Source organism: Neisseria sp. P0006.S004 (assembly GCF_051963015.1).
Taxonomy (GTDB): domain Bacteria; phylum Pseudomonadota; class Gammaproteobacteria; order Burkholderiales; family Neisseriaceae; genus Neisseria.
In genome coordinates, this window is sequence record NZ_JBQCUS010000001.1 from 104,905 (window position 1) to 124,016 (window position 19,112).

Here is a 19,112-nt window from a genome sequence, read left to right on the forward strand (position 1 = left end):
TTTCAGACGGCCTTTTTGACGCTTTGAAAAATATTGTGATACCGTTGATTTTGAGCCTAAGCGGTTTTGAATTTGCTCAGGTAATGCGTTCAGACGGCCTTGTCTTTATTTCAAATTGCTTGCCAACAACCAAGCCTGTGCTTCGGTAGCATTGCTGAAATATTTGGGATGTTGGTTGGTCAAGAGGCTGGAAAGGCGCGCGCCGAGTTTGATCCAGATGTCGTCGGTAATGACGGCAACGCGGCCAAAGTCGGTTTCATGTTGGTTGAGGAATTTGATTTGTTCGACCGCCATATCGATGGTGAAGTCTTTCAGCATGGACAAGTCCAACAGGATGTCGGGCAGATGGACTTTTTGTTTTGCGGCCAACAAGGCTTCTTCCAATTGGCGGAAATCGTCCAAAGTGAACTCGTTGTACAGCGCTACGTTTAAGCCGTAAGATTGTTCGCGGATGGAAATCATGGTGTTCTCCTTGTTAAATTATTGCTTCATCAGAAATTTTTTGATTGAGGCCGGAGTAAAACTGCTGAACACGCCGCCTGCAACAATGATAACCATGCCGGCGGCTTCCTGCCAAGTGATTTTATCGCCGAAAAGCAGTACGCCGGATAGGGCGGAGGAAACGACGGTCAGGTAGGAAAGCGAGGCAACGGTAAATTTCTTGCCGACCTTATAGGCGCGGGTCATGGCCAATTGTGCAATCATGGCGGAGATGCCGATGCCGGCCAGATAGGGCAGGGAAGAGACGGTCAGCGGATGCCAGCCTGTGATGGTGCTCCAGACTGCGCCCATAATCAGGCCGGTAAGCGAGAGGTAAAACACCACGCGCCAGCCCGGTTCGCCTAAAAGCGAGAGTTCGCGCACCTGTAAATACGCCCAGCCCGACATGGCGCCGCCTGCCAAGCTGACCAGCGCGGCAAATTCCTGTCCGCCTTGAAAAGATGGGTTGAGCAACAGGATAACGCCGATAAAGCCCATAACCAAAATGGCTTGGGTATAAAGCGTAATTCTTTCTTTTAAAATGAAAAATGAGAAAATAGCCAGCCAGATGGAAGACGTGTAGTTGAGCGTGACGCCTGTTGCCAGCGGCAGGTGCATGACGGAATAAAACGTGCACATCATGGCAAGCGTGCCGATGACGCTGCGGTTGAGATGGGTTTTCCAATGCGGCGTGGAAAACGTGTTGCCTTGCGCTTTGGCTATGATGCCTAAGAACAGGGTGGAGACCAGCATGCGCCAAAAGACCAGCTCGCCGCTGGAAAAGCCGAATTGCGTTGAGGCGGCTTTGATGGAGAGGTTCATGACGGTAAAGCCGAGCGCGGCAATAACCATCCATGCCGAGCCGAGCGGATCTTTTCTGACGGTTTCCATTTGATGGGTGTGTAAAGCGATTTTATTAATAAGAAAATATTATACAGGTCAATCAGGCCGTCTGAAAAATATCGTTGGGTTTCAGACGGCCTTTTTATTAGAAATAAGAATTATTATTGAATAATGAAGTGGTTTTTTATAGAATGAGGGTTCTGTTTTTAAGAAAGGCTTGTCATGAAAGTTGCCAATATTTCTGCTGTATTGCTGTCCGCTTTGTTTTCCGTTGCTGTTTCTGCCGCGCCTTTGGGAGAGGTTTCTTCCGAAAACGGTAAGATTTTCAGCGGCGAAAATTACATGGTCGTTAAGAAAGATATGAAAAAAGGGGAACAGATTAAGCCGCACGATCATCCGGGTTTTAAAACACTGATTTTTGCCGTTGGAAAAGGAAGTTTTGACGTGACGTTGAATCAGACTGAAAAACATACTGTCGGCGCAGGCTCGGTTTTGCGGTTTGGCGGCGATGCAGTGATTGAGGCCGTTGCAACCGAAGATGCCGATGTGGCAATTACTTTGATTAAGTAAACCGATAGATGATAAAAGGCCGTCTGAAAAATGATGTTTCAGACGGCCTTGTTTATTCAGTCAGCCATTGCCATTAAGCGCAAATCAAATAGATGAAGCCGGAGCCGAAGATATCTGCCAAGGCGTGAATCAGGAAAAACGGCAGCAGGTTTTTGACTTTGTATTTGTAGAAGAAGTAGTACATCAAGCCAAAAACAACGCCGATAACGGTCGCCCAAAGCATGCCTTGATAAGTATGGAAGGAGATGCGCACCAAGGTCGAATAGGCCAATGCCTGCCATTTGTATTTGTCTTTCACGCAGGTCAAAAGGCCGAGGAAGCAGAATTCCTCATAAAAGCCGTTTAAAAGGCCGTAGAGGATGGCCATCGGTGCAAGGGCAGCGAATTTATCGAAGATGGATAATGGTTTGATGTATTGGAAGATTTCAGTGGTAAAGTAATTGTAGCCGCCGCTTAATGAAGTTACCGCATCGGCAGTTAAGCCCATCAGGATAAAAATCACAGGCGTCCAAAACAATACGCCTAAATTAAAGCGAATTGGCAACTGCTTAAAGTCGAAACGGCGGATAACGAGGTAAATCAGAGCAATAGCAAGCAGCGTCAACTGCAGGCTCATGTTTTCAGAATAAGCCACGCCGGTTACCGCAGTATCGCGCGCCTCTTCGGCAACAGCGGCTGTTTCCACTTGCGGCATCAGGCTGGCAATATAAAGTTGGGTAGAACGGTAGGCAAATTGACCGAACAGGATAGCGGTCACAATCAGCATGTCAAACCAGCGCAGATGGCGCAAAGGCTCTTTAGGGCGGATGGCAGCGAGTATGCTCATATTCTCCTCTTTGCTCTAATAAATAGCGGTGCGCAATAGTTACATAAACATACAAAAATCGTCAACAATTATCACAATAAAACATGAATTAAAAATCAGACCGTTTCAGACGGCCTGAAGTGCTTCTAAAAATGCCATATTTTCCGAAGGGTTTATCTTCAAAAATATGGCATAATCACTTTATTGCAAACCAAGGAATCTTATCGTGAGTATTTCTCTGTCCCAATATCTGCTCTACCTGCAATACATGTTGGCAGGTATCGCCATGACCGTTGTTTTTGCTGCCGTATATCTGCGGATTACACCCGTTGAAGAATTGCGCCTGATTAAAAACGGCAACCTTGCCTGCGCCTTGTCGTTTGGCGGTGCTTTGGTCGGTTTTTGTCTGACACTGGCTTCAAGTATTGCCCACAGCGTCAGCTTCATCGATTTTATCCTGTGGGCCCTTGCCGCAGCCGTAATTCAGATTTTTGTCTATTTCGCTGCGACAATGATGATTAAAGGCGCTACCGCAGAACTCATCGGCAACAATGTTGCCGTCGGCGCGTTGTTTGGTGCAGTGTCCATCTCGATTGGCATTTTGAACGCTGCTTGCTTGACTTGAATACCCATACCTTGAATTTTGTATCCCGATTTATTTTATAAGGAGTTGAAATGTTCAACTTTATCAAGAAACAGTTTATCGACGTCATTCAATGGCCGAATCCCGATGACAGCCTGCTGATGTGGCGTTTTCCGATTGCCGATGAGGAGATCCAAAACGGTGCGAGCCTGACTGTGCGTGAGGCGCAGATGGCGATGTTTGTCGATGAAGGCGTGACCGCCGACATGTTTGGTCCGGGGCGTTACACGCTCAATACGCAAACACTGCCAGTGCTGACCAACTTGAAAAACTGGGACAAGCTTTTTGAGTCTCCGTTTAAATCAGATGTTTACTTTTTCAATACTAAACAACAGCTCGCACGAAAATGGGGTACATCCCAACCAGTTACTGTGCGCGATGCCGAGTTTGGTGCGGTGCAACTGCGTTCGTTCGGTATGTATTCTTACCGCATCAGCGATCCGGCAAAATTTTTCAAAGAAGTCAGCGGCGTGGCGGCGCAATACAGCGGTGTAGACTTGGAAAACCAGCTACGTAATATTGCAGTCACCCAATTGGCGGCCGCGTTTGGCAGCTCCGGTATCCCATTCTTGGATATGGCGGCGAACCAAGTTTTGCTGTCGCAAAAAATCGGCGAATTGCTTGGCGCTGAATTTGCCAAGCTGGGTTTGGCGCTGGAAAACTTCACTGTTGAAAGCATTACCTTGCCTGCGACTATTCAGGCTGCGTTGGATAAGAAAATTTCGATGGGTGTTATCGGCGATTTGGGACGTTACACCCAATATCAAACCGCCGAATCTATCCCGCTTGCGGCACAAAATGAAGGCGGACTTGCCGGAATCGGTGCAGGTTTGGGCGTGGGTGCCGGTATTGGTCAGGCGATGGCAGGTGCCATGTCTAGCATGATGCAGCCGAATACGCAACAGGCTCAGCAAAATGCTCAGCCGGTTGCCGAAGATCCGCAGGCGAAATTGGTGAAACTCAAGTCTTTGCTGGATGGCGGTTTGATTTCGCAAGAAGATTTTGATAAAGCCAAGGCTGAAGTGTTGAAGCAGCTGATTGGTTAATCAATTGAAGGCCGTCTGAAAAATATCATTCAAAAGAAGCGTTGAGCTGCTTCTGTGAAAAGGTTTCAGACGGCCTTTCTAGTCATTTGATTGAGTCCGTTCGGCGATTTGGTTTGTTTCTAATCTGAAATCATGGATAAAACCAGTTGATAGAAACGCTAAGGCCGTCTGAAACACTCCAACCCATTCTGAAAAAGCAAACCCATGTCTCACACTCCTTTCTTCAAAACCGACTGCCCAAGCTGCGGCGCACCTGTCGAAGCGCATTCTGCTTCTGCCGTGACGCTGGTGTGCGGTTATTGCAACAGCATGCTGGTACGGCAAGATAACGGCGTTGTCGACTCTGGCCGTGATTCCGCATTGCTGGAAGATTTTAGTCCTTTACAAATCGGAACCAGCGGCACATTTGTCGCTCAACGTTTTACCTTGGTCGGACGGCTTCAGGTGCAATACGACGATGGTGCGTGGAATGAATGGTATGCGCTGTTTGACGACGGCAGAGCCGGTTGGCTTTCTGAGGCGGGCGATTTGTATGTGATGACCATGCCGGTCGAAATCGATAATCCGCCGAAATTTGAAGACACGCGAGCCGGATTTAGCGAGCTGACTTTCCAAGATAAGTACTATATTGCCTCCGATGTCCGCAAAATCAGCTTGAAACGCGCCGCCGCGCAGGGCGAATTGCCGTTTGTTTTGAAAGAAGATACAGAAAATCGGGTTTCCGACTGGCGTTGCGAAAACCTTTTCATCACGCTCGATTACAACAATGAAACACCCGAAGCCTTCTTCGGGCGGATGGTAAACCTAGATGATTTGAAGCTGGAAAACACGCGCCACGAAGATGAAATTAAAGAAAGCGCAGGCCGTCTGAAAGGCAGTATTACTTCAGAAAACTGTCCTAACTGCGGCTCATCCATTCATTGGGTAAACGGGCTGACTTCCCATCTGAACTGTCAAAGTTGCGGCAGCGAATTGGCAGTCGGCAAAGATAAAGCGGAACTTATTACCGCGAACAATCTGCGTTTGTCGCAAAATACGATGTTTACTCTGCCTGTCGGCTTGACAGGCCGCCTGAAAAATAAAGAATTTCATGTTATCGGCGCAATCCGATATTTAGAAACAGATACGCAGGAAACATTTGATAACTTGTTTAAAGGTGCCAAACATACATTGGCACCAGAAGGGCAGTGGACAGAGTATCTGCTTTACAACCCTACACAGGGTTTCTTATGGCTGGTTGAAGCTGATGAAGGTTGGAATATTTCTGAAACCTTGAATGATTGGCCGCGCCTCGACCGCAACCGCCAACCGCAAGGCTATGGCAAACTTTATGACTATGGCGGACGGGTCAGGATTGCCAGCGGCGCGTTTTATTGGCGTGTTCGAAGCGGTGATTTGAACTATTACAGCGATTACCGAGACGGGCAAAGCCGTAAGATTGGCTCCGAACTAAACAGTCACGAAATGGCATGGACTAGAAGTGCCCCAATTGCTTATCGGGAAATTGCAGACGCGTTTAATCTGACCAGCCAAGCTCCGCATTACACTGCAAACATGGCGGTGGACGGCATTGATAAATCATTAAGAATTATAATGACTGCCATCCTGGTTGTCGTCAATCTCCCTGCGCTTTTGACCGGCGACAGCTCTGCTGCACTTTCCGTCATCTTTGTAGGATGCTGGTTGTTGTGGGCCATGGGCAAAAAAGACGAGGACGAGGATTAACATGTCGAGAATCACTTACATCATTTTCAGCACCATCATCATCGTCATCTCCATGATTATCAGCTACGGCTCTTCCGACTCCGACGGCTCGCGTATGCACTCCGGAGGCTATTACGGCGGCAGCGGTTATTCCGGAGGCCATAAATGACCCATGCCCCCGGTAATCATGGTCTATTGGACTTATATGGCTGCGATGAAGCCATCTTAAAAGATGAAGGCCGTCTGAAAACTGCTTTGGCAGCTGCCGCACAAGCTGCAGAAGCCACCATATTGACCGAACATTTCCATACCTTCGGCGGCGCTGGCGGCGTAACCGGCGTTTTACTGCTCGCCGAGTCCCATATCAGTATCCATACTTGGCCTGAACACCGCTTCGCCGCTATAGACGCATTTATCTGCGGCGGTATGAAATTGGAAAAAGTGAAGGAAATCTTGTGTAGAGAGTTGGCGGCAGCAAGGGCTGTTTGGACGGTTGTGCAACGTGGCGAAGGCATACTGGACGATGTACAACCATCGGTTGAACAATAAAATCTGTCAGGCCGTCTGAAAGCATATTCAATCCGTTTTCAGACGGCCTTAAACCTTGTGCTGATTAAACTGAAATATTGACGTTATATGGAAAAAACGCCTTTTTTTAAAACCGATTGCCCAAGCTGTGGTGCGCCTGTGGAGGCGTATTCCGCTACTGCCGTGACGCTGGTGTGTGGCCATTGTCACAGTATGCTGGTTGCTAGAATCGGTAAGGGGAGGAGCGGATATTTTGTTGTCAATTCAGGGCGTGATTCTGCGTTGCTGGAAGATTTCAGTCCGTTGCAGATTGGAACGAGAGGCGTTTTTGATGATCGGAAATTTACGCTGATTGGGCGATTGCAGGTGCATTACGATGTCGGCGCATGGAATGAATGGTATGTCTTGTTTGATGACGGGCAGACCGGCTGGCTTTCCGAGGTTGGCGATTTATATGCGATGACTTGTTTGCTTTCCCAGAAGAGGAGACGGGGGCCGAAAAATTTTAAGTCGGTGAAAGCTGGCTCCAGTTCGTTGGTCTTTAATGGCCAAACCTTTATTGCGTCAGACGTCCGCACCATACATTACCGTGATACTGATGCGCAAGGCGAATTGCCGTTCAATTTATCTGGGAATCAAGCGACAGGCGAGGTTTGCGACTGGCGACGCGGCAATTTGTTTTTGACCTTGGATTATTCGACTTTTCCAATGGACTCCTACTTCGGACGCATAGTCAGTTTGGACAGTTTGAAGCTGGAAAATAAGCGCAGTGATGATGAAATCCGTGAAAGTGCAGGCCGTCTGAAAGGAGAGATTCTTTCTGAAAACTGCCTGCATTGCGGCTCTCCTGTTCATTGGCCAAGGGGTGTTACTTCTTTCCTTTTGTGTCAGTCTTGCGGCAGCAGTTTGAACACGACAAAAGATACTGTTGCGTTGATGGAGGCAAATGCCCAAAGGAAAGAACAAGAAAACCTGTTCACGCTTTCCATAGGTACGAAAGGCCGTCTGAACGATACAGAATATCTGATTATCGGGGCTGTAAGATTTGCCGAAATATCGTCCTATAACCAAAATCAGTCTGAATACTGGACGGAATATCTACTTTATAACACGCAACAAGGGTTTGCCTGGCTGATTGAGTCTGGAAAACGCTGGCGGCTGTCAGAAACTTTACACACATGGCCGGACTTTGATTCAAGTGGCAATCCTGCCGGTGAAATGTTGATTGATCATTACCACGGGCAGGTCGAGGCAGCGGCTGGTGCTTTTTATTGGAAAGTCAAACAAGGCGATTTGCTTCATTACAAGGAATATAGCGGCAAGAAAAGTTATGGCCGGAATGTCATTCTGTGTTCTGAGCAGAGCAAGGATGAAATAGTCTGGAGTAAAAGCAGTCCTGTGTCTTACCGTCAAATGAGAAAGGCATTCGGCCTGTCTTTTGATACTAAGGAGATGCTCTCTTACTGGCTGAAGGGAGACAATAGAAATGTTGGGAGTAGAGATAATGTAGCCCGTATCATTGCTATGCTGATTCTTATCATCGTCAACCTTCCGGCCTGGCTGTCACCGCATCTACGTAGTCCTGTCGGTATAGTGGTCAGTCTGTGTGCGTTGGTATGGATATGGGTTTCTGACAGATATAAAAACGATCGTGATTATGAAGAAGAACGGGGAGGGACGATTATTTTCTTTGCTTTCATCATTTTTCTTACCGTCTTGTTCAACTATGTCAAAGCGGAAGACAGCGACTCATCGCATTCAGGCAGTTCCTATCATGGTTATTCGGCAGGACATAAATAACGCGAGACCTGATTAACCTCGTTGTACCGTTTTACTTTTATTTTTTCAGACGACCTTTTTATAAAACATGCTAACCCGCCGTCAATTTCTCAGCTATACCGCCGCGCTTGGCGCTGCTTCTGCTTTTTCTTGGCAGACTTACAAATACCTCAACCATAAACCGCCGGTTTCTATTAACCGTGTCGGCTTGCCGTTGGGGCATTTGTTGCGCGACGGGGAATTGCTCAGTCCGCCGACCAGTCGTTATGAATGCAATACGTTGATACTCGGTGGCGGTGCGGCGGGTTTGGGGGCGTTGTGGTATTTGGCGAAGCATCATCACCGCGATGTATTGTTGGCAGAAGGGTTTGAACGTAATGGCAACAATGCCGCCTATACGTCTTCAGACGGCCTGAAAGCGCCGAGTGGTGCGCATTATTTGGCTTTGCCGTCGAAAGAAAGCGTGTATGTGCGCGAGATGTTGGAGAATTTCGGTATTTTGCAGTCGGACGGCAGCTTTAGGGAAACCGATTTGGTCTATGCGCCCGAATCGCGCCTCTTATATCAGGATAAATGGGTGGAACATTTATTGCCGAAAGAAGATGCGGATTCCAAACGGTTTTTTGATTTAATCGGCCGTCTAAAACAAGCTTACGGCAATGACGGTAAGAAAATTTTTGCCATTCCAATTGCGCTGTCATCGACAGATGAAACATGGCGCAAACTCGATAATCTGACGTTTAAACAATGGCTTGAGCAAGAAGGTTACCACTCGACCGAGCTTTTATGGTATCTAGATTATTGTTGCCGCGATGATTACGGGCAAGGGATAGGGCAAGTGTCTGCCTTTGCCGGATTGCATTATTTTGCTGCCCGCAACAATGCAGAAACCGTCCTCACTTGGCCCGAAGGTTTGGCACATCTTTCCGAAAACCTGCGCCGTCATGCCGGTTTGCAGGAAGGCTGGCAATGGCCGTCTGAAAACCGTATCCGTTTGGAGAAGCCTGCTTCAATTAATGCTTCCGCCGTCAAAATCAAACCGCTTTCAGACGGCCGGATTGAAGTGTGGCTGCGTGATAATGCAAAAGGCGAAACCGTTGCCGTCACCGCACAACACGTTATCTCCGCCATGCCGCTGATGGTTGCCGCCCGCATTATTGAATCTCCCGAACAATTTGGTCTGGACATCCCAGAATACGCACCATGGCTGGTTTCTAATTTTGAACTGCACAGCTTCCCGAAAGAAAAAAACAACAGCGAACTTGCGTGGGACAATGTGGTTTATGGCAGCCAAGGGCTGGGCTATGTTGTTGCGACCAATCAGTTTATTCGGGTTGCCCGTCCTGAACGCACGATTTTTACTGCCTACGCCGCGCTCAACCACGATACGCCACAAGCCGTCCGCCGCCAGCTGCTTGAAGCAAGCGACGAAGAGCTGCTCCAGCTTGCCGCCCAAGATCTGCTTACCGCTTACGGCGAAGGCTTTTGGCGGCACGTTTCCCATGTTGACATTACCGTTCGCGGGCATGGTATGAGCGTGCCGAAACCCGGCTATTTAAGCGATGAGGCTTTATTAAAAATCAGAAACCGAAATGGCGGATTGTTGTTCGCACACAGTGACTTAAGCAGTTATTCGGTATTTGAAGAGGCTTTGTATTGGGGTGTGGAAGCGGCACGGAAAGTGTTGGCTTAATTGATATAAAAAGGCCGTCTGAAATCATATTCAGACGGCTTTTTTTAACCTTATAACCTGATTAGGCTTTTGGTTTCAAAGCGGCAGCTTCGCGAGCCAGACGGGTGATGGTGTCCCAGTCTTTGTTTTTGATGGCTTCTTTCGGAGTCAGCCATGAGCCGCCGACGCACAAGACATTAGGCAGTGCCAAGTACTCGGGTGCAGTTGCCAGGCTGATGCCGCCGGTCGGGCAGAAGCGTACGTCGGCATAAGGGCCGTAGAGTGCCTTGAGCATGGCTTTGCCACCAACGACTTCGGCGGGGAAGAGTTTAAGTGTGTCGATGCCGTGTTCCAAAGCCAGTTGGACTTCGCCCGGAGTGGCAACGCCGGGAATCAGGGGAATGCCGCTGTTGTGGCTGGCTTTGGCGAGGGATTCGTGCAAACCCGGGCTGATGGCGAAAACCGCACCTGCGTCTTCGACGGCTTTGAGCTGTTCGGGATTGGTTACCGTACCTGCGCCGACGATGGCGTTGGGCACTTCTTTGGCAATCAGGCGGATGGCATCGAGGCCGACAGGGGTGCGCAGGGTGATTTCGAGGGTGGGAATGCCGCCTTCGACAAGGGCGTGGGATAAATCGACGGCAGTACTCAAGTCGTCAATCGCCATTACCGGCACAACTGCGCCGGCAGTCAGAATTTCACGAGGGGTCAGTTTAGACATTTTAGGTCTCCGTTGGGGACTGTATCGTAATAGGGTCGTTAACATGGTTTCAGACGGCCTGATTGTTTTAAAAGGCCGTCTGAAAAGGGTTTAGGCAAATTCGCCGCCGAAGCTCATGGCACCGGTTTCGGCGCTGCTGGTCATGCTGCGGAAGTTTGCGAAGAGTTCGCGGCCGCAACCTTGTTGGTTCGCGCTCAAGTCGATACATTCGACTTCGCGGGCGTTCCATTCGGCTTCGTTGATCAGGACGTTGAGTTCGCCGGTAACAGAGTCGAAGCGGATCAGGTCGCCGGTACGGATTTTGGCGATGTTGCCGCCCATCAGGGCTTCGGGCGTCATGTGAATGGACGCGGGCACTTTGCCGGACGCGCCGGACATACGGCCGTCGGTCAGCAGCGCCACTTTGAAGCCGCGGTCTTGCAGGATACCCAAAGGTGGGGTCAGTTTGTGCAATTCGGGCATACCGTTGGCACGCGGGCCTTGGTAGCGGACAACGCATACAAAATCGCGTTCTAACTCGCCGCGTTCAAATGCGGCCAATACTTCGCGCTGGTCGTTGAACACGATGGCAGGCGCTTCGATGATGCGGCAGCCTTCGCGCACGGCGGATACTTTAATTACGCCGCGACCGATGTTGCCTTTCATCAGGCGCAGGCCGCCGTCCGGGGAGAACGGGTTGTCGGCTTTGCGCAGGATGTCGTCGTTGCCGCTGGTTTCGGGGGCTTCGCGCCATTCGAGTTTGCCGTCGATGAGGAAAGGCTCTTTAGTGTAGTGGCGCATACCGTGTCCGACGACGGTATCGACATCGTCGTGCAACAGGCCTGCGTCCAGTAATTCGCGGATAACGAAAGGCAGGCCACCTGCTGCGGTAAAGTGGTTCACGTCAGCTTTGCCGTTGGGGTACACGCGGATCAGCAACGGGATGATGGAAGAAATTTCGTCAAAGTCATCCCAGTTCAAAATCACGCCTGCGGCGCGCGCCATGGCGACGAGGTGCATGGTGTGGTTGGTCGAGCCGCCGGTTGCCATCAGGCCAATCAGGGCGTTGATGAAGGATTTTTCGGTCAACATTTCGCCCAATGGTTTGATGGTACCGTTTTTAATGCCGCGCGCGAGGTGTCCGGCAGCGTAGCGGGTCAGTGCCTCGCGCAGGTCAGTGTAAGGGTGGACGAAGGCGGCGGCAGGCAGGTGTACGCCCATCATTTCCATCATCATTTGGTTGGAGTTGGCGGTGCCGTAGAAGGTACAAGTACCCGGGCTGTGGTAAGAACCCATTTCGCTTTCAAGCAGGGCATCACGGCCGACTTTGCCTTCGGCAAAAAGCTGGCGGGTACGGGCTTTTTCCTTATTGCCGATACCGCTGGACATCGGGCCTGCCGGAACGAAGATTCCCGGAATATGGCCGAAAGACAAAGCACCAATCATCAAACCCGGTACGATTTTGTCGCATACGCCCATAAACAGGCTACCGTCAAACATTTGATGCGACAGACCGATGGCGGTACTCATGGCAATCACGTCGCGGGAGAACAGCGACAATTCCATACCGGCATAACCTTGCGTGATGCCGTCGCACATGGCGGGTGTGCCGCCGGCGACTTGGGCGGTAGCGCCGTTTTTTTGTGCTTCGTCTTTGATTTGGTCAGGGAAGTCTTTAAACGGCTGGTGTGCGGAAACCATGTCATTGTAGGCAGTGATGATGCCTAAGTTGGGGACGGTTTCCTGAAGCATTTCGATTTTGATGCTCTTAGGCATGGAGGCATAGCCGTGTGCCAAGTTGCTGCAGCCGAGCTGGTTGCGCTCTAAGCGTCCCATCTGTTTGGCGCTGCGGATTTTCGCCAGATACTTTTCACGCGTCGGGCGGCTGCGCTCGATGATGCGCTCGGTAATTTCGGCGAGTTTTGGGTGAATAGGAGTGGGGTTCATGTACGGTCTCCTGGCTAAACGATATGATAGGGATTTTGTTTGCGCGTTTCTGATTTTTGTATTGGGTGTTTTTCAGACGGCCTTGAGCTGTGGGAATGAATAATATGGGCCGTCTGAATATTTGAAGATTTTCTCTTCGAAGCGTCCGCATATTATAGTACAAAATCTGTAATTTTGTTACAAAATAATTTACTAAGTGGAAGAAATTTGATTTAAATCGAGGTATAGTCAATTCGTAAAACGATGAGCTGTAAAAGTCATCAAACTTTTATGTTAAATCAAACAATTTGTAAAAATGAGAATAGACAAAATGTGTAGCCATGTGTAGTATTACTACTCATTAGCCCGCTTGTTTGAAATTTTGGTGCAGGCGATTGGTTTTTTACTGCTTATTGCTTAAAGGCTTTTGATTCTAATCAATTTTTATAGATGATGACAGTCCAAAAGTTTTGAAGCAAGCTTCCTCAACGAGAGATGAAACAATGAGTACACAGACAAATTTTGATTTGGTGTTGTTTGGCGCGACCGGCGATTTGGCAATGCGTAAACTTTTGCCTTGCCTGTATCAGGCGCATGTAGCCGGTTTGCTTCATCCCGAAGGTCGTATTTTGGGCGTAAGCCGTAGCGAATTGGATACTGCCGGCTTTTTGGCCAAAGTGGAAACGAATTCTAAAATCCATGTCAAACAAAACTTCTCAGATGAAGCGTGGGCATCGTTCATCCAACGTCTCGAGTATTTAAAAGTCGATGTGACAAAGAAAGGCGATTTCATTACCTTGGGCGACTTGGTAAAAGCGCGCAAGAATACTGAAAATGTCGTGATCTACCTCTCAACTGCGCCGAAATTCTTTGCGCAAGCCTGTGAAAACCTTGCTGAAATCGGTTTGAATGCTGATAACGTACGCGTGGTTTTGGAAAAACCGTTGGGTACGGACTTGGCTTCTTCTCAGCAAATCAATACAGATGTGGCCCGTTATTTCAAAGAAGAACAAATCTACCGCATCGACCATTATTTGGGTAAAGAAAGCCTGCAAAACCTGCTGGCCTTGCGTTTTGCCAATGTGATGTTCGAGCCTTTGTGGAACAATAAATATATTGAAAGCGTACAGCTGACCATTGCCGAGCAGTTGGGCGTGGAAGAACGCGGCGAGTTTTACGATATTACCGGCGCGTTGCGCGATATGGTGCAAAACCACTTGATGCAAATGCTTTGTATGACTGCTATGGAAGCGCCGGCAAGCTTGGATGCGGATGCCGTACGCGACGAGAAAGTGAAAGTCATCAAATCGCTGAAACCGCTGACCATCGAATCCGTCAACGAAAATGTTATTCGCGGCCAATATGTTGCAGCAAACGGTATGAACGGCTATCTGGAAGAAGTCGACGTACCGAAAGACAGTTTCACTGAAACCTATGTTGCCATCAAAGCCGAAATTGAAAACGAGCGTTGGAAAGGCGTACCTTTCTACCTGCGTACCGGCAAACGCATGGCAGGAAAAGTGGCGGAAATCGTGTTGAACTTCCGTCCGCTGCAAAACCATATTTTTGACAACAGCCAACCTGCGCCGAATCGTTTGGTTATTGAACTACAACCGACCGAATCCGTCCGCCTTTACACGCAAGTGAAAACCCCGGGTGCAGGCAACAAAGTCGAAGTTACACCGATTGGCGTGGATTTGGGCACAGCCGTAGAGGGTCGTCGTGCCGAGGCTTATGAGCGCCTGCTGCTGGATGTGATTAACGGCAAACTCGCTTTGTTCAACCGTCGTGACGAACTCGAAGCTGCTTGGGAATATGTGATGCCTATCCTGGAAAACTGGGCGAACAATACAACGCCTCCGCATGCTTACGAAGCCCATTCTTGGGGTCCTGAAGCTGCGCGCGCGCTGTTGGCACGTGACGGCAACAAGTGGCACGAAGAGCAATAATATTTCTTTCAGACGGCCTTGTTTTCCAACAAAAGGCCGTCTGAAACCATGAAAGGACGAAACATGTTTGTTTGGCACGAACAAGAAAACGCTGCAACTGCCGCGCAAGCTCTCGCCGATGCTGTTGCCGCCGCATTGCAAACCGCGTTGAATGAGAAAGGCCATGCGGTTTTGGCTGTTTCCGGCGGTCGTTCGCCGATTGCATTTTTCGAGGCTTTGTCGCAAAAAGATTTAAATTGGCAAAACGTCGGCATTACTTTGGTGGACGAGCGTATCGTTCCGACCACGCATGCCGACAGCAATACAGGCTTGGTACGCGAATATCTGCTCAAAAATAACGCGGCCGTTGCCACATGGATTCCTTTTGTTGAAGACGGAAAGTCTGAAACTGAATTACAACCTGAAGTTGTCGTTGCTTATGCATTGAAACATTACAAGCAACCTGACGTACTGGTGTTGGGCATGGGTTCAGACGGACATACGGCGTCGTTGTTCCCTCAAGCGCCTCAATTACAGGCAGCAATCAATGAAGCCAATGACCCGACATTGATTCATACTACGCCAGTTACCGCGCCGCATGAGCGTGTGAGCATGACTTTGGGTGCGATTGCCAAAACGCCGAATGTATTTTTGGCTATTCAAGGCGCAGAGAAAAAAGCAGTATTTGATAAAGCCGCCGCAAGGGCCGATACCGAATATCCGACCAGTCTGATTCTCAATCACCAAGGAATTAACTGCCATGTCTACTATGCACACTGAAGCTTATCCTCGTTTGGTCGCCGATATCGGCGGTACGAATGCCCGTTTTGCACTTGAAACTGCACCACAGGTCATTGAAAAGGCTGAAGTCTTGCCTTGCCAGGATTACGACACCATTGTCGATGCCGCCAAAACTTATTTGGAACGCGCAGGCAGTCCGAAAGTCTTGCACGCCGCCTTTGCGATTGCCAATCCGATTTTGGGCGACTGGGTGCAGATGACCAACCACCACTGGGCATTCTCCATCGAAACCACCCGCCAGGCTTTGGGTTTTGAAACGTTGATTCTGTTGAACGACTTTACTGCCCAGGCTTTGGCGGTAACAAAAACCGATAAGAAAGACTTGATACAAATCGGCGGTCAAAAACCCATCGAATTTGCGCCTAAAGCCGTTATCGGTCCGGGTACCGGTTTGGGTGTCAGCGGTTTGGTGCACAGCGCTGCCGGCTGGGTGGCGTTGGCAGGCGAGGGCGGCCATACCAGCTTCCCGCCGTTTGACGATATGGAAGTATTGATTTGGCAATACGCTAAAAACAAATACGGCCATGTTTCTGCCGAGCGTTTCTTGAGCGGCGCAGGTTTGAGCCTGATTTACGAAGCATTGGCCAAACGCGACAACATCAAACAATGCCGTCTGAAGCCTTCTGAAATCACCGATAAGACATTGAGCGGAACATCGCCGATTTGCCGTCAGACTTTGGATATTTTCTGCGCCATGCTGGGTACGGTTGCTTCCAATTTGGCTTTGTCATTGGGTGCGCGCGGCGGCGTGTATTTGTGCGGCGGCATTATCCCGCGCGTGTTGGATTACTTTAAAACGTCTCCATTCCGCAGCCGCTTTGAAAATAAAGGTCGCTTTGAGGCTTATCTTGCCGCCATTCCCGTGTATGTCGTATTGAGCGAGTTTCCGGGCATCGTCGGCGCGGCGGTCGCATTAGACAATCATTTAAATAACGTTTAAACACACAAACGGCGGTGCAGGGTAGGGGGTGGAAAAAACCCTTGTCCTGAACGTCAAAAAATCAAAGGGTAGAGTATATGTTAAGCAAAATCAGCGAATCATTGTCCAACCTCTCCGGCGCAGAACGCAAAGTTGCCGAATCTGCGCTGGCCGAGCCGAAATGGTTCGTTCATGCCGCTGTGGCGGAAATCGCCGAGCGTGCGTCCGTCAGTCAGCCGACAGTAATCCGTTTCTGCCGCAGCTTGGGTTACAAAGGCTTGCCTGAGTTCAAACTCGCTTTGTCTGCCAGCATCGGCCACGAAGGCATGCCTTACGTTCATGAAGAATTAAACGCCGATGACAACATGGGCAGCGTGGTCGAAAAAGTATTGGGCAACGCCGCAGCCTCCCTCTTGGGCGAGCGCCGTTTCCTGAAAGAATCCGAACTGGAAAACGCGATTGCCATTCTGATGCACGCGCGACGCGTTGAGTTTTATGGTGTCGGCAATTCCGGCATCGTTGCCCAAGATGCGCAACACAAATTCTTCCGCTTCGGTATGTCCACCGTTGCCTATGTCGATACGCATACCCAGCTGATGGCGGCTTCCGTATTGACCGAGCAGGATGTGTTGGTGGCGATTTCCAATACCGGCTCATCTATCGAATTGTTGGACGCGGCCAGTATCGCCAAAGAAAACGGTGCAGCCGTTATCGCGCTGACCCGTAATGATTCACCGTTGGCCCAAATGGCCGACTGTGTATTGAGCATTGCTACTCAGGAAAATGCCGAGCTTTATACGCCTATGGTGTCCCGTCTTCTGCAGTTGGCCGTTATCGACATTCTTGCTATCGGCTTGGCTTTACGCTTGGGTGACACTGCCAGCACGCAACTGCAAAAAAGTAAAAAAAGCATACATAACAAACACATCGAATACGATAAAGATTGATTCTTCACTGACATTTTCAGACGGCCCCAACCCACATCAAGGCCGTCTGAAACCTCAAAAAACGGAAACCATCCCGTTCCCGTTTCAGACGACCTCACGGCCGTTTTCTCAACAAAACTGTCCACTATCCAGGAGAGCATCCGATGAAACACCTTCACGATTTACCAGCTTGGTCAAAATTATGGATACATTTTGACGAAACCAAAGAACAACACATGCGCGAAATGTTCGAGCAAGATCCCGAACGTGCCGAGCGCTACTGGCTGCAGGTTGGCGGCCTGACTTTGGATTATTCTAAAAACCGTATCAACGACGAAACCATGTCGCTTTTGTTCGAGTTGGCGCGTGAAGCAGGCGTGCCGGAACGGATGCAGCAAATGTTCCACGGTGAAAAAATCAATACGACAGAAAACCGCGCCGTACTCCACGTTGCCCTGCGCAACCGCACCAACGCCCCTATCGTCGTGGATGGCGAAGATGTAATGCCTAAGGTCAACCATGTCCTGCAACGCATGGGCGAGTTCGCGCATGAAGTCCGCAGCGGCAGCTGGTTGGGCTATACCAATCAAGTCATTACCGACGTCGTCAACATCGGTATCGGCGGCTCTGACCTCGGCCCTCTGATGATGTGTACTGCGCTCAAGCCTTTCGGCCATCCGCGTTTGAACATGCACTTCGTCTCCAATGTGGACGGCTCCCAACTGCGCGACGTATTGTCCAAAGTCCACCCTGAGACCACCCTCTTCATCATCGCCTCCAAAACCTTTACCACCCAAGAAACCCTGACCAACGCCCTGACTGCGCGTAAATGGTTCTTGGATCATGCAGGCGATGAAAGCGCCGTGGCCAAACACTTCGTTGCCGTATCGACCAACCAAAAAGCCGTTGCCGAATTCGGTATCGATACCGCCAATATGTTTGAATTTTGGGACTGGGTCGGCGGACGATACAGCCTGTGGTCGGCCATCGGCCTGCCGATTATGCTGTATCTCGGCGAAGAAAACTTCATCGAAATGCTCAACGGCGCACACCTGATGGACCAACACTTCATCAATACGCCGCTAGAGCGCAACATGCCCGTCATCCTCGCCCTTATCGGCATCTGGTACATCAACTACTACGGCGGTGGCAGCCACGTTATCGCGCCTTACGACCAACATCTCCACCGCCTGCCTAAATTCATTCAGCAGCTCGATATGGAGAGCAACGGCAAACAAGTTACCCTTGACGGTAAACCGGTCGGTTACGAAACTTCCCCGATTATTTGGGGCGAAACCGGTATCAACGGCCAGCACGCATTCTTCCAACTGCTGCACCAAGGTACGCACATCACGCCGATTGACCTCATCGCCTCTCTTGAAAAACGCAGCAATTTGCAAGGCCACCACGAAATCCTGTTGGCAAACGTCTTTGCCCAAGCCGAAGCCTTTATGCGCGGCAAAACGCCTGATGAAGTACGCGCCGAGCTTCAAGCCCAAGGCATGGATGAAGCGCGTATCGAAGAGCTGGTTCCGCACAAAACCTTCTCCGGCAACCGTCCGACCAACCTTATCCTCATGGACAAAATCAACCCGCGCAATATGGGCAGCCTAATTGCCATGTACGAACACAAAACCTTCGTACAAGGCATTATTTGGGGCATCAACAGCTTTGACCAATGGGGCGTAGAGCTCGGCAAACAACTGGCCAAAACCATTCTTGCCGAATTGACCGGCGAGACCGAAGTGCAAAAACACGACAGCTCCACTACACGTCTGATTAATCTTTATTTGAATGCCAACAAATAAAGCATTTAGTTAAATGCCAAGGCCGTCTGAAACT

18 protein-coding genes are annotated in these 19,112 nt (G+C 49.7%); 13 read left to right on the forward strand and 5 right to left on the reverse strand.

Annotation, left to right across the window (positions count from 1 at the left end; genetic code table 11):
• Positions 1-105: 105 nt before the first annotated feature.
• Together ACTHR2_RS00500 and ACTHR2_RS00505 are read right to left on the reverse strand one after the other, a co-directional pair.
• Positions 106-462 (reverse strand): STAS/SEC14 domain-containing protein, encoded by a 357-nt coding sequence (locus ACTHR2_RS00500; protein WP_263341022.1) that lies wholly within the window; start codon positions 460-462, stop codon positions 106-108.
• An 18-nt stretch (positions 463-480) separates the two neighbouring features.
• Positions 481-1,371 carry a DMT family transporter gene (locus ACTHR2_RS00505; RefSeq protein ID WP_440375227.1) on the reverse strand — a complete coding sequence of 297 codons (891 nt, stop codon included), beginning with the start codon at positions 1,369-1,371 and terminating at the stop codon, positions 481-483.
• 174 nt (positions 1,372-1,545) lie between these two features.
• Here ACTHR2_RS00505 and ACTHR2_RS00510 point away from each other — a divergent pair, with 174 nt between their 5' ends.
• Positions 1,546-1,893, forward strand: a complete 348-nt coding sequence (locus tag ACTHR2_RS00510; RefSeq protein ID WP_263341028.1) for a hypothetical protein — start codon at positions 1,546-1,548, stop codon at positions 1,891-1,893.
• A 73-nt stretch (positions 1,894-1,966) separates the two neighbouring features.
• Here ACTHR2_RS00510 and ACTHR2_RS00515 read toward each other — a convergent pair whose 3' ends face one another.
• Positions 1,967-2,719 carry a CPBP family glutamic-type intramembrane protease gene (locus ACTHR2_RS00515; RefSeq protein ID WP_263341031.1) on the reverse strand — a complete coding sequence of 251 codons (753 nt, stop codon included), beginning with the start codon at positions 2,717-2,719 and terminating at the stop codon, positions 1,967-1,969.
• A gap of 205 nt (positions 2,720-2,924) precedes the next feature.
• On the opposite strand from ACTHR2_RS00515, the gene ACTHR2_RS00520 reads away from it, so the two are divergent.
• From ACTHR2_RS00520 to ACTHR2_RS00550, 7 genes are all read left to right on the forward strand, one after another.
• A complete protein-coding gene (locus ACTHR2_RS00520; protein WP_039861961.1) occupies positions 2,925-3,323 on the forward strand; it encodes a DUF350 domain-containing protein in 399 nt (132 codons plus the stop codon).
• A 50-nt stretch (positions 3,324-3,373) separates the two neighbouring features.
• Entirely contained in the window at positions 3,374-4,387 is a 1,014-nt protein-coding gene (locus ACTHR2_RS00525; protein WP_440375228.1) for an SPFH domain-containing protein, read from the forward strand.
• Between the two features lie 204 nt (positions 4,388-4,591).
• Positions 4,592-6,112 (forward strand): DUF4178 domain-containing protein, encoded by a 1,521-nt coding sequence (locus ACTHR2_RS00530; RefSeq protein WP_440375229.1) that lies wholly within the window; start codon positions 4,592-4,594, stop codon positions 6,110-6,112.
• 1 nt (position 6,113) lies between these two features.
• Positions 6,114-6,260 (forward strand): hypothetical protein, encoded by a 147-nt coding sequence (locus ACTHR2_RS00535; protein WP_162837292.1) that lies wholly within the window; start codon positions 6,114-6,116, stop codon positions 6,258-6,260.
• Positions 6,257-6,640, forward strand: a complete 384-nt coding sequence (gene speD / locus ACTHR2_RS00540) for an adenosylmethionine decarboxylase (RefSeq protein ID WP_440375230.1) — start codon at positions 6,257-6,259, stop codon at positions 6,638-6,640. Before ACTHR2_RS00535 ends, speD begins: the two co-directional genes overlap by 4 nt.
• Positions 6,641-6,727: 87 nt before the next feature.
• Positions 6,728-8,419 (forward strand): DUF4178 domain-containing protein, encoded by a 1,692-nt coding sequence (locus ACTHR2_RS00545; protein ID WP_263341046.1) that lies wholly within the window; start codon positions 6,728-6,730, stop codon positions 8,417-8,419.
• A gap of 67 nt (positions 8,420-8,486) precedes the next feature.
• On the forward strand, positions 8,487-10,091 hold the full coding sequence (locus tag ACTHR2_RS00550; protein ID WP_440375231.1) for an NAD(P)-binding protein: 1,605 nt from the start codon (positions 8,487-8,489) through the stop codon (positions 10,089-10,091).
• A 61-nt stretch (positions 10,092-10,152) separates the two neighbouring features.
• On the opposite strand, the gene ACTHR2_RS00555 is transcribed toward ACTHR2_RS00550, so the two are convergent.
• Complete coding sequence (locus tag ACTHR2_RS00555; RefSeq protein ID WP_003745733.1) at positions 10,153-10,791, reverse strand: bifunctional 4-hydroxy-2-oxoglutarate aldolase/2-dehydro-3-deoxy-phosphogluconate aldolase; 639 nt, start codon at positions 10,789-10,791, stop codon at positions 10,153-10,155.
• Between the two features lie 90 nt (positions 10,792-10,881).
• Complete coding sequence (gene edd, locus ACTHR2_RS00560; protein ID WP_263341058.1) at positions 10,882-12,717, reverse strand: phosphogluconate dehydratase; 1,836 nt, start codon at positions 12,715-12,717, stop codon at positions 10,882-10,884.
• 482 nt (positions 12,718-13,199) lie between these two features.
• Here edd and zwf point away from each other — a divergent pair, with 482 nt between their 5' ends.
• The 5 genes from zwf to pgi all read left to right on the forward strand — a co-directional run bounded on the left by zwf (position 13,200) and on the right by pgi (position 19,078).
• A complete protein-coding gene (gene zwf, locus ACTHR2_RS00565; protein ID WP_263341062.1) occupies positions 13,200-14,645 on the forward strand; it encodes a glucose-6-phosphate dehydrogenase in 1,446 nt (481 codons plus the stop codon).
• A gap of 63 nt (positions 14,646-14,708) precedes the next feature.
• Positions 14,709-15,404 carry a 6-phosphogluconolactonase gene (gene pgl / locus ACTHR2_RS00570; protein WP_440375232.1) on the forward strand — a complete coding sequence of 232 codons (696 nt, stop codon included), beginning with the start codon at positions 14,709-14,711 and terminating at the stop codon, positions 15,402-15,404.
• Positions 15,385-16,365: a glucokinase gene (locus ACTHR2_RS00575; protein WP_039861966.1), complete on the forward strand. Its 981-nt coding sequence runs from the start codon at positions 15,385-15,387 to the stop codon at positions 16,363-16,365. The genes pgl and ACTHR2_RS00575 overlap by 20 nt, the downstream gene beginning before the upstream one ends.
• Before the next feature lie 77 nt (positions 16,366-16,442).
• The gene (gene hexR, locus ACTHR2_RS00580; protein ID WP_004519348.1) at positions 16,443-17,291 is read left to right on the forward strand and encodes a DNA-binding transcriptional regulator HexR; all 849 of its coding nucleotides are present in this window, start codon (positions 16,443-16,445) and stop codon (positions 17,289-17,291) included.
• A gap of 143 nt (positions 17,292-17,434) precedes the next feature.
• On the forward strand, positions 17,435-19,078 hold the full coding sequence (gene pgi, locus ACTHR2_RS00585) for a glucose-6-phosphate isomerase (protein ID WP_440366145.1): 1,644 nt from the start codon (positions 17,435-17,437) through the stop codon (positions 19,076-19,078).
• Positions 19,079-19,112: the final 34 nt, after the last annotated feature.